We start from the raw sequence: 10723 nt of genomic DNA, 5'->3' as shown, positions 1-10723 counted from the left end.
GGGCCGCACTCGCGCGTCTCGCCGGGCGCCTTGCCCCTGGGGCGACCGTGCGTACAGGATCGACGCGCGCCCGGGGTACACGTGATCGGCGCGGCCGGGGAATGCCGCTCCCGCAAGGCATTTGCTGCCGCACCCGCGCTGGGACAGAGGGAACCGCCCGGTGCCCTGGGGGGTTGGGCACCGGGCGGTTCCGGGTGGAGCAGGCGGGCGGTGCCCTGGGGGGTTGGGCACCGAACCGCAACCGTCCACAATGGACGGTCAGTCGGCCGCCGTCAGGGCCGGCCGATGCCGTACACCGGCATCATGTCGATCGAGGACACCTTGACCACCTCGCCGAACGTCGGCGCGTGGATCACCTTGCCGTTGCCGACGTAGATCGCGACGTGCCCGAGGCTCTCGTAGAACACGAGGTCACCGGGCGCGATCTGACTCCGACTGATCTTCGTGATCTGGTTGTACTGGTCGGCCGCCACGTGCGGCAGGCTGACGCCGGCCTTCGCCCACGCGGCGAGCGTGAGCCCCGAGCAGTCGTACGAGTCGGGGCCGGCGGCGGCCCACGCGTACGGCTTGCCGAGCTGCGCGTACGCGAAGGAGACGACGGCTCCGGCGCGACCCGAGACGGTGGGTGCCGAGGTGGTCGAGGCGCCGCTGGCGCTGGACGACTCCTGGGCCTGCCCGTACGCCTGCTCGCGGAGCTTCTTGAGCTTCGCGATGTCGGCCGAGATCTTCGCCTTCTTGGCCTTGAGGTCCTTGACCTGCTTGGCCTGCTGCGCGTACAGCGCGTCGAGCTTCTTGCGCTGGCCGGTCAGCGTGCGCTTGCTGTCGACCAGGGTGGCGATCTGGTGCTTCTGCTGTGCGCTGATGCGGTCCAGGGTCGCGATGCCGTCGAGCATGTTGCTGCTCGACCCGCCGAGCACCGCGTTCCACGCCGTCGCGCTGCCGCCCTTGTACGCGGTGGCCGCGAGCGCGTCGACCTGCCTCTGTGCCGCGGCGACCTTCCTGGTCAGCGGCTTGAGCTGCTTGTCCAGGGCGTCGATCTTCGCCTTGGTCTTCTTCCGCTGCTCGGTGATCTTGTTGTACTGCTCGACCACCTGCTCGAACTTCGTCGAGTCGGTCTTGATCTGCTGCTCCAGGCTTGCCACGGACGGTGTGCCGTGCGCGGCGTTGCTGCCGGACAGCGACACGGCGACCGCGGTTGCGGTCGCGGCGACGGCCAGCCCGAGCATCCGGAGCGGTGAGCGCACCGAGTGTGCAGTGCCCATCCGGGTACGAGCCCTTCTTCCGGTACCGCCTACCGGGTTAGCTGACGGGTTCGGGCGGGAAGAGCGCCCTACCGTGGCGGACCACGGATTCACCCCGAGGGACATGGGTCCCCGGCTCGTCGTACGACGACTCGGCGGTGTCGCCCGGAGTGGCCCGGCTGGGCCGCGGGGGGCCGGACGACGTCGTCACGGTATCGGTTCGCGTTCCCGCGTCAACGTGGTCGCGAGGAACGGCGTGAGTAGCCCCACAGCGGGGATCACGCGTCGTTCCGGCGCGGTCGCGGTCCGCCGACCAGTACTGGGTGGCTGCTGTGTCGTCACCGTGCGCTGAAGTCGGTGAGTACCGGGGTGACCGGGGTCGGCCGGCCGCCGTCGGCGGTGTCGGTCGCGGTCCACGCGCACGGGAAGTCGCCGCCGTCGCACTGCGGCCCGTGGAACAGCGCCACCCGCGCGCCGCCGTCCTTCATCCCGGTCAGCGTCGTACGCAGCGAGTCGGGCGTCGCGGCGGGGCTGCCCTTGCGTACCGAGGCGTCGACGTTGGCCCACCACAGCGGCAGGTCGGTGCGCTGCTTCAACCAGGCACCGAGCGCCGTGTACCGCTGGGCGCCCTGGTCGGCGGGCGGGTGGTAGCCGTCCTTGGTGGTGGCGTCGACACCGACGGTCAGGAACTGCGCCCCGTGCTTGTGCGCCAGCCAGTACTCGACGGCGGTGAGTCCGCGCTGGTCCGCCGTGCCCCACCCGCCGCGTACGGCGGAACGCTGGTCGGAGTTGGGGTGGTGCCACACGTCGAGGGGCGTGCCGGGGCCGCCGACGTTGAGCGTCGGGTCGTGCTTCTTCAGCGCGTCGTACACGGTGTTGTAGAAGGTCGTGTACGCCGTCGCGTCCCAGCGGTTGTCCGCGTCGCTCCAGAAGCCGAGCATGGCGTCCCACACCTGGAAGTACCTGACCTGCGGGTACCGGGTGGCGACGGCGACGGCGAGTCGCGCGAAGTCGGCGTAGTGCGCGGGTGTCGGCGCGACGGCCAGCGTGTTCCAGTCGGTCCTGCCGGCCTTGCCGCCCTTCATCCAGTCCGGGGCGGCGGCCAGCGTGACGACCGGCAGCCCGCCGGAGCGCCCGATGAGCGCCATCCGGCCGTCGAGCGACTCCCAGTCGTACTTCCCGGGGCTCGGCTCCGGGTTCTGCGGCCCCCACCCCATCACGTACTCGTTCTGCACCGGGCCGAGACGGCGCAGCAGCGTCATGGCGCGGGCGTTGGCGTCCTCGTCCATGCCCGGGTCGATGCTGTGCTGCCCGTGGCTGACCCCGACCTCGAACCCGGCCGGCAGCCCACCCGGCGCCGCGGACCCGTGCGCCTTCGGGGTACCGGAGGGTTTCGGATGGTCGCCGCCCGCGCCGGACGGGCCGGTCAGCGCCAGCCCGACGACGACCGTCAGTACCGTGACCACGGCGACCACGGCCGCCAGCAGTGCCGGATGCACCGTGCCCAGCCATCGCCGCATCGAACACCTCACCGAGTGTCGGACCAGGGCATGACAGTACACATCCGGCGTACGGCGGGGCACCCGGGTCGCGGCCGGTGTCAGCCGCCGAACCGACGCTGCCGCGCGGCGTACGAGCGCAGCGCCCGGAGGAAGTCGACGTGCCGGAACGCGGGCCAGTACACGTCGCAGAAGTACAGCTCGGAGTAGGCGGACTGCCAGAGCAGGAAGCCGGACAGGCGCTGCTCGCCGCTGGTACGGATGACGAGGTCGGGGTCGGGCAGGCCGGCGGTGTAGAGGTGCGCGGCGATGTCGTCGGCGGTGACCGTCTCGGCGAGTTCGGCGGGGGTGGTGCCAGCGTTCGCGGCGTCGGCCAGCAGCGACCGGAACGCGTCGACCAGTTCCTGCCGCCCGCCGTACCCGATGGCGACGGTGAGGCACGGCCCGTCCGCGGGGCTCTGGTCGGCGGCCACCTTGAGGGCGTGCGCCGTGGTGTCCGGCAGCAGGTCGAGCCGGCCCGCGATCCGCAGCCGCCACGCGTTGTCGGCCCGCGCCACCCGACGCGTCACCGTACGTTCCAGCGCGGTGGTCAGGAACCGCAGCTCGGCGTCCGGCCGGTTGGTCAGGTTCTCGGTGGACGCCACGAAGATCGTCACGTGGTCGACGCCCAGCCCGGCGCACCAGTCGAGTACCTCGTCGACGTGGTCGGCGCCGTGCTGGTGGCCGACGCTGACGTTGGTGAAACCCATCTCCCGGGCCCACCGCCGGTTGCCGTCCATGATCAGTCCGACGTGCCGGGGCAGCGGCCCGCCGGCCAGCGAAGCCCGCAACCGCCGCTCGTACCACCGGTACGCCAGGCCGCGAAGGAACATGGACTCAGCCAACCAGGCCGATGTGGTGATTTCGCGAAGATCGTGTGCGGATCCGCCGTACGTCGCACCCCACGACCCGAACGGCCCGCGTCCACGGCGCGTCGACATCGCGGCGGGCGCGCCCGCGGGCACCGCGCCGCGGTCCGTCGCCCGGAAAGCACGGCGACGCGGTCCGTTGCCCGGAGGACGTGGCGGCGGGGTCCGTCGCCTGTGGACGTCAGGCGGTGGACCCCGCGTACGGATCACCGTGCCAAACGGGCGGACGGGCGGGCATCGCCGATTCGTGCCACGCCCGGATGCCGGGGAAAGATCGGGTGATCCGCGCTCAGTTCGAGCCGGACGGCGAGCCGAGCAGGCCGTCGGTGGCGGCGTCGAGATCCGGGTACAGCGCGAAGATCGTGGTGAGTTGGGTCAGCTCCAGGATGTCGAGGACCCGCTGCGGTGCGCTCGCGATCGCCATCCTGTGCCCGGCGTTGCGACCCTGCCGGTACCCGGCGACGAGGACGCCGAGGCCGGTCGAGTCGAGGAACGAGACATCGGACATCTCCACGATCGCGTCCTGCTCGGCCATGATCGTGGTGAGTTCCTCGCGGAGGCGCCACGCGGTGTCGACGTCGACGTCGCCGGCGACCCGCAGTACGGCGATCTGGCCTCGGTCTGCGCGGTCCAGCGCGAAGGGCGGTCGGTTCATCGGCCAGGCTCCCGCGGGGCCGTCGTGCGAAGCATTCCCGTCACCCACCCTCCTGCGCAGCCGACAACCACCACAGTCTTCCGTACCCTGCCATGCCTTGCTGCTAACCACTGTCCTTCTGCGCGAGTCGTCACGGTGTGGTCACGACTCCGCTCGTACGCGTGCCGGCCAGCTCGGGTGTGTCGCGGATCTCCACCGGGCCCGGGTCGGTGGCGTCCAGTTCCAGGACGACGACCTCGTTGGGGCCGGCGCGCAGCACCGGGGCCGGCAGGTACAGGGTGTGCTGGGGGCCGCGGTCCCAGTAGCGGCCGAGGCCGAAGCCGTTGACCCAGACGTACCCCTTGCCGCCGCCCGGCACCGCCAGGTACGCGTCGCGCGGCTCGTCCACCGTCAGCGTGCCCCGGTGGTACGCCGGGCCGGGGGTGTCGTGCGCCGCGGTGCCCCACGGTACGGCCGGGGTGCCGTCGAGCGGGAACGCCTCGGCGGTCCAGCCGAACAGGTACTGCTGGTGGTGGCGGACCGCGGCGACGCCCTTGTCCTCGCCGAGCGCCGGGCCGTAGTTGACCCGGCCCATCGACTCGACCAGCAGCTCCACCTCGGCCCCGCCGGCCGGTACGGCGAGCGGCAGCTCGACGGTGCCGTCCCGGTCGAGGATGCCGGCGGGGGTGCCGTCGACGAACGCGTGTGCCCGGTCGGCGAGGCCGTCGACGATCAGCGGCAGCTCCGGCCGCGGCCCCGGTACGCGGGTGCGGTAGCGGACGACGCCGTGCGTGACGCCCAGCTCGGCGAAGCCCGGCGGGTACGCCCGGCGCACCGTGGCGGCCGCCGCGAGCGCCCGCAGCGGGGTCCGCTCGCCGAGCGGGATCCGTTGCGGCGCAAGGAGGTCCGGCATGGTGGGCGGTTCCGGCGGCGGGCTGTCGGAGTACCGCGCGAGCACCTCCCGGAACCGGTGGTACTTCTCCGTCGGAGCGCCGCGCTCGTCCATCGGCGCGTCGTAGTCGTACGAGGTGACGGTCGGTTGGTAGCGGCCCGACGCGTACGGCTCGCCGCGGTTGGCGCCGGCCCAGCAGCCGAAGTTCGTGCCGCCGTGCGCCATGTACAGGTTGACGGAGGCGCCGGCGGCGAGGATGTCGTCGAGCACCTGCGCCGCGTCGGTGGCGTCCCGGGTGACGTGCTCCTCGCCCCAGTGGTCGAACCAGCCGTTCCAGTACTCCATGCACATGCGCGGCTCGTCCGGCCGGAACCGTTGCGCCACGGCGAACTCCGCGCGGGCGCGGCTGCCGAAGTTCACGGTGGAGAGGACGCCGGGGACGCTGCCGCCGGTCAGCATGAACTCGGTGCCGCCGTCGGAGGTGAACAGCGGGACGTCGACGCCGCGGCGGCGCAGCCCGTCGGCGAGGTGCGCGAGGTAGTCGGCGTCGTCGCCGTACGAGCCGTACTCGTTCTCCACCTGGACCATGAGGACGTTGCCGCCGCGGGTCACCTGTCGTTCGACGATCACCGGCAGCAGCACGTCGAACCATCTGTCCACAAGGGACAGATAGGACGGATCGGCGCAGCGCAGCCGGGTACCGAGCCACGCGGGCAGCCCGCCGTTCTCCCACTCCGCGCAGATGTACGGCCCGGGCCGGACGATCGCGTGCAGTCCCGCCTCCGCCGCCAGGTCCAGGAACCGCCCGAGGTCCGCACCCCCGTCCATCCGGTACTCCCCGGGACGCGGCTCGTGCACGTTCCACGCCACGTACGTTTCGACGCAGGTGAGGCCCATCGCGCGCAGCATCGCGAGCCGGTCCGCCCACTGCGCCGGATGCGTACGGAAGTAGTGGGCGGCGCCGGAGAGCACCCGGTGCGGTGCCCCGTCGAGGGTGAAACCTGTTGGTGTGACACGGAACTCGGGCACGGCGCTCACCTCGGCTTGGAGACTGTTGGGGGGCCTCGTGATCGGCTGCGGCGGGCCCGTTCGCCCGCTCGCGGCGTTGTCGGCACGAGCGCATACGACACCGGTATGCACTCGCACCTTCGCCTTGCGAGCGAACGAACGGACTCCGCCTCGCTCGATCGAAGGCCCCCCACCAGCCTCTGAGGGTCCCGGCGGAACCCCGCGGGCGGGTCGCCGCGACTGTACCCGACGCCTCAGGCCACCCCGGCGAGGTCGAACACCGCGCGGACCAGCCGGGAGCGGCGGCCGTCCGCACGGCAGACCAGGCGTTCGGTGGCGGTCAGGTCCAGATCGGTCAGGTCGAGTACGCCGACGCGCGGGTCGTGCGGCAGTTCCCGCTCGGTCACCACGCCGACGCCGAGGCCCACCGCGACCGCCGCGTGCACCGCCTCGCGGCTGTCCACCTCGATCAGGTCCGGCCAGTCGGCGAGCGAGCGGCCGACCGCCGCGAGGCCCTGCTCCAGTACGCGGCGGGTGGTGGAGCCGTGCTCCCGGACGATGAGCTGGTGGCGCGCCAGTTCGGCCAGCTCGACCCCGGTACGGTCGGCGAGCGGGTGCCGGTGCGACACGTACGCGACGACGGGGTCGCGCCGGAGTACGGCGGAGTGCAGGCCGGCGGCGGTGGCCCCGTCGGACGCGGTGATCGCCACGTCCACCCGGCGCTCCCGCAGCGCGGTGAGCGACTGCTCGGAGTTGCCGGTCGTCAGCGCCACCCGTACGCCGGGGTGCCGGTCGCGGAGCGCGGCGAGCAGCGGCATGACGTGTACCGGGGCGTCGGCGCAGATCCGCAGCCGGCCGGCGTGCAGTTCGCGGGCGCTGCCGAGGATCCGGTCGGCGTCGTCGGCGAGGCCGAACAGCTGCCGGGTCACGTCGAGCAGTTCGGTACCCAGCTCGGTCCGGGTCACCCGACGCCCGGCCCGCTCGAACAGCAGCACCCCGTACGCCCGCTCCAGCGCGCGTACCTGCTCGGACAGGGTGGGCTGGCTGACGTGCAGCGACGCGGCGGCGCGGACGAAGCTGCCCTCGGTGGCGACCGCGTGGAACGCCCGCAGGTACGTGAGGTTCATAGGTCAGAACGATTCTTGGTATAGGGAGATTCGACTGGACCGATGCTAGGTCGTACCGGAGGCTGGTCGGCAGGCATGTCCCCCAGCCGAGGAGCCCGCCATGCCCCCAGCCGAGGCCAGCACACCGGCCCGGCGCGTCGTCGTCTTCGGCGTCGACGGCGTCCGGTACGACACGCTCCGCGCCGCCCGCACCCCCGTACTCGACGGCGTCGCTGCGGCCGGGTTCCTCGCGCCGGTACGGGTGAACGGGCTCAACCCCACCATCTCCGGGCCGAACTGGGCGACCATCGCCACCGGCGTGCTGTCGCACCAGCACGGCATCGTCGACAACCACCTGCACGGGCACCGCATCGCGGACCATCCGGACTTCCTGGCCCGGGTACGCACCGCGCGGCCCGCGGCCCGCACGTACGCGGCGGCGGGTTGGCTGCCGCTGGTCGACGGCGCGCACGGCGGCCCGATCTTCCTCGGCGGCGGGTACGTTCCGCCCGGTGGGGACTGCGGCGAGGACCTCGTCGCGTGGGAGGAGGCGGAGGACGCCGTCACGGCCGACGCCGCCGCCGTACTCGGGCGCGACGACGTCACCGCCGCCTTCGTGTACCTGGGCGCGCCGGACCAGTACGCGCACCGGCTCGGGGTGGGGCCGGAGTACCTGGCCAGCGTGGAGTCGTCGGACCGGCGGATCGGCACCGTACTGGACGCGATCCTGGCCCGTCCCTCGTACGCGGCGGAGGAGTGGACGGTGGTCGTCGCCACCGACCACGGCCACGTTGACGCCGGCGGGCACGGCGGCGACAGCGTCGAGGAACGCGTCGCGTGGATCGCCGCGAGCGGCCCGACCGTACCGGGGGAGGCGCCGGAACGGTTGGAACAGGCCGACGTCGCCGCGCACGTACTGTCCACTCTGGACATTCCGATCGAGCCCGGCTGGGAGCTGGCCGGCCGCCCGTTCGACCGCCGGGACCGAGCCTGATGCCGGCCCGGCCGGGACGGGACGCCGCCGGGTGAGCGCGCTCGTCGTCGCGGTCGTGCTCGGCGCCGCCGTCCTGCACGCCGGCTGGAACGCCCTGGCGAAGGCGATCCCGGACCGGCTCGTCGCGTCCGCCCTGATCGGCCTGGTGTACCTGGTCGGCGGCGGGATCGGCGCGCTGCTGCTGCCGCTGCCGCCCGTGCGGGCCTGGCCGTACCTGGTCGCCTCGGCGCTGTTGCAGACGGCGTACCTGTTGCTGTTGACGGCCGCGTACCGGCACGGCGAGTTCGGCCGGGTGTACCCGGTGGCGCGCGGCATGTCGCCGCTGCTGGTGACGATCGTGACGGTCGTCGTACTCGGTGAGCGGCTGCCGTGGGGCGCGCTCGCCGGGATCGCCGTGGTGTGCGCAGCGCTCGGCTCGCTGGTGTTCCTGGGCGGGCGGCCGCGGCGCGGTGACGGGCTGGGGCTGGCCGCCGCGACCGGCACCGTGATCGCCGCGTACACGCTGGTCGACGGGATCGGGGTGCGGACCGCCGGCGCCGCCCTGCCGTACGCGGCGTGGCTGTTCCTGTTGCAGGGCCCGGTGTTGCCGCTCGTGTGCCGGTTGCTGTCCGGCCCCGGCTTCGGCCGCACCCTCCTCCGGTACGCCCCGCGCGGCGCGGCCGGCGGCCTGCTGTCGCTGCTGTCGTACGGCGCGGTGGTGTGGGCGCAGCGGGCGGGCAGCGTCCCGCTGGTGTCCGCGCTGCGAGAGACGAGCGTACTGTTCGCGGGCGTACTCGGCGCACTGTTCTTCGCGGAACGGTTCAGCCGGGCCAGGATGGCGGTCACGGTGCTCGCCGTGGCGGGCATCGTCCTGATGGAGACCGCGCAGTGAGAGGGACGTACGCATGACCGTGGTGATCGTGCCGACACCGACCCACCTCGCGGAGACCAGCGGCGCCCTGCCGCTCACCGCGACCACCTCCGTGTACGCCCCGGGCGACGCCGAACCGGTCGGCGCGCTGCTCCGGGACCTGCTCGCCCCGGCCACCGGACTCCCGCTGCCACCCACCGGTACTCCCGGCCCGGACACCGTCGCGCTGCTCGTCGACGCCGGCCGCACCGACCTCGGCGCCGAGGGGTACACGCTGTCCGTGACCCCGGACGGCGCCCGCGCCGTCGCCGCCACCGCCGACGGGCTGCGCGCCGCCGTACAGACGATGCGGCAGTTGCTGCCGCCGGAGGCGTACGCGCCGACCCGAGTGTCCGATGTGGACTGGACGCTGCCCGGGGTGGAGATCACCGACCGGCCGCGGTTCGCCTGGCGCGGCACGATGCTCGACGTGGGCCGCTGGTACCATCCGGTCGAGTTCCTGCACCGGTTCGTGGACCTGGCCGCCATGCACAAGCTCAACACCGTGCACCTCCACCTCACCGAGGACCAGGGCTGGCGGTTCGAGTCCGCGGCGTACCCGAGGCTCACCGAGATCGGGGCGTGGCGCGCGGAATCGCCGGCGGGACACCAGAAGGAGGAACGCGGCGACGGTACTCCGCACGGCGGCTTCTACACCCGCGCGCAGCTGCGCGAGCTGGTCGAGTTCGCCGCCGCGCGCGGGATCCGGCTGGTACCGGAGATCGACATGCCGGGGCACATGCGCGCCGCGATCGCCGCGTACCCGGAGCTGGGCAACTTTCCGGAACGGGACGTCACCGTGGCGACCACCTGGGGCATCCACCCGCAGGTGCTCAACGTCTCCGACGCGACGCTCGACTTCTGCCGCACCATCCTCGACGAGGTACTCGACGTGTTCCCGGCCGAGTTCGTGCACATCGGCGGGGACGAGTGCCCGAAGACGGAGTGGCGCGAGTCGCCCGCCGCGCAGCAGCGGATGCGCGACGAGGGTCTCGCCACCGAGGACGAGCTGCAGTCCTGGTTCGTCCGGCAGCTCGGCGCCCACCTCGCCGACCGCGGCCGGCGCATGGTCGGCTGGGACGAGATCCTCGAAGGCGGCCTCGCTCCCGGCGCCACCGTCATGTCCTGGCGGGGCGAGACCGGCGGCGTCGAGGCCGCCCGCGCCGGACACGACGTCGTCATGGCCCCCAACGACCGCGTCTACTTCGACTACTACCAGGGCGATCCCGCCACCGAACCGCTCGCCATCGGCGGCCTCGTCACCCTCGACTCCGTCGCCCGGTACGAGCCGGTTCCCGCCGGCCTCACCGCCGCCGACGCGCCCCACGTACTCGGGGCGCAGTGCCAGCTGTGGACCGAGTACATGCCGACGCCGCGGCACGTCGAGTACATGGCGTACCCGCGGACGGCGGCGTTCGCCGACGCGGTGTGGGCCGCCGACCGCGACCCGGACGCGTTCCTGTCCGCCCTCCCGGCACACCTGGCCCGCCTCGACGCCGCCGGTGTCGCCCGCCACCCCTGACCCTCGCGTACGGCCGGGCCGGGTGGCGCC

At 73.0% G+C, this 10723-nt stretch carries 9 protein-coding genes and 1 riboswitch; of the genes, 3 read left to right on the top strand and 6 right to left on the bottom strand.

All coding sequences use genetic code 11. The features are described from left to right. Positions 1-272 precede the first annotated feature (272 nt). From Aru02nite_RS34765 to Aru02nite_RS34740, 6 genes are all read right to left on the bottom strand, one after another. Positions 273-1262 carry a C40 family peptidase gene (locus Aru02nite_RS34765; RefSeq protein WP_203664723.1) on the bottom strand — a complete coding sequence of 330 codons (990 nt, stop codon included), beginning with the start codon at positions 1260-1262 and terminating at the stop codon, positions 273-275. An 11-nt stretch (positions 1263-1273) separates the two neighbouring features. Then, positions 1274-1409: riboswitch (cyclic di-AMP (ydaO/yuaA leader) on the bottom strand. A gap of 170 nt (positions 1410-1579) precedes the next feature. Next, positions 1580-2761, bottom strand: a complete 1182-nt coding sequence (locus tag Aru02nite_RS34760; protein ID WP_203664721.1) for a glycoside hydrolase family protein — start codon at positions 2759-2761, stop codon at positions 1580-1582. Between the two features lie 80 nt (positions 2762-2841). Next, on the bottom strand, positions 2842-3612 hold the full coding sequence (uppS, locus tag Aru02nite_RS34755; RefSeq protein WP_203664719.1) for a polyprenyl diphosphate synthase: 771 nt from the start codon (positions 3610-3612) through the stop codon (positions 2842-2844). Between the two features lie 325 nt (positions 3613-3937). After that, on the bottom strand, positions 3938-4303 hold the full coding sequence (locus Aru02nite_RS34750; RefSeq protein WP_203664717.1) for an STAS domain-containing protein: 366 nt from the start codon (positions 4301-4303) through the stop codon (positions 3938-3940). Between the two features lie 130 nt (positions 4304-4433). Continuing rightward, on the bottom strand, positions 4434-6203 hold the full coding sequence (locus tag Aru02nite_RS34745; RefSeq protein WP_203664715.1) for a glycoside hydrolase family 35 protein: 1770 nt from the start codon (positions 6201-6203) through the stop codon (positions 4434-4436). A 233-nt stretch (positions 6204-6436) separates the two neighbouring features. Further along, positions 6437-7309: a LysR substrate-binding domain-containing protein gene (locus Aru02nite_RS34740; protein WP_203664713.1), complete on the bottom strand. Its 873-nt coding sequence runs from the start codon at positions 7307-7309 to the stop codon at positions 6437-6439. 100 nt (positions 7310-7409) lie between these two features. Between Aru02nite_RS34740 and Aru02nite_RS34735 the strand changes: the two genes are divergently transcribed. Genes Aru02nite_RS34735 through Aru02nite_RS34725 form a run of 3 tightly spaced genes read left to right on the top strand, consistent with a single transcriptional unit; the run spans position 7410 to position 10693 of the window. Beyond that, a complete protein-coding gene (locus tag Aru02nite_RS34735; RefSeq protein ID WP_203664711.1) occupies positions 7410-8282 on the top strand; it encodes an alkaline phosphatase family protein in 873 nt (290 codons plus the stop codon). A 31-nt stretch (positions 8283-8313) separates the two neighbouring features. Next, the gene (locus Aru02nite_RS34730) at positions 8314-9153 is read left to right on the top strand and encodes an EamA family transporter (RefSeq protein ID WP_203664709.1); all 840 of its coding nucleotides are present in this window, start codon (positions 8314-8316) and stop codon (positions 9151-9153) included. A gap of 13 nt (positions 9154-9166) precedes the next feature. Continuing rightward, a complete protein-coding gene (locus Aru02nite_RS34725) occupies positions 9167-10693 on the top strand; it encodes a beta-N-acetylhexosaminidase (protein WP_203664707.1) in 1527 nt (508 codons plus the stop codon). The last annotated feature ends 30 nt before the right edge of the window (positions 10694-10723 follow it).

This window comes from Actinocatenispora rupis (assembly GCF_016861975.1).
In the GTDB taxonomy this organism is placed as follows: domain Bacteria; phylum Actinomycetota; class Actinomycetes; order Mycobacteriales; family Micromonosporaceae; genus Actinocatenispora; species Actinocatenispora rupis.
This window is presented reverse-complemented; position numbering and strand designations above follow the sequence as displayed.

Excerpts from the sequence above, each read along its gene's own strand:
- Aru02nite_RS34725 (WP_203664707.1), top strand. The coding sequence starts at position 9,167 with ATGACCGTGGTGATCGTGCCGACACCGACCCACCTCGCGGAGACCAGC.
- uppS (WP_203664719.1), bottom strand. The coding sequence starts at position 3,612 with ATGTTCCTTCGCGGCCTGGCGTACCGGTGGTACGAGCGGCGGTTGCGG.
- Aru02nite_RS34750 (WP_203664717.1), bottom strand. The coding sequence starts at position 4,303 with ATGAACCGACCGCCCTTCGCGCTGGACCGCGCAGACCGAGGCCAGATC.
- Aru02nite_RS34740 (WP_203664713.1), bottom strand. The coding sequence starts at position 7,309 with ATGAACCTCACGTACCTGCGGGCGTTCCACGCGGTCGCCACCGAGGGC.
- Aru02nite_RS34765 (WP_203664723.1), bottom strand. The coding sequence starts at position 1,262 with ATGGGCACTGCACACTCGGTGCGCTCACCGCTCCGGATGCTCGGGCTG.
- Aru02nite_RS34760 (WP_203664721.1), bottom strand. The coding sequence starts at position 2,761 with ATGCGGCGATGGCTGGGCACGGTGCATCCGGCACTGCTGGCGGCCGTG.
- Aru02nite_RS34735 (WP_203664711.1), top strand. The coding sequence starts at position 7,410 with ATGCCCCCAGCCGAGGCCAGCACACCGGCCCGGCGCGTCGTCGTCTTC.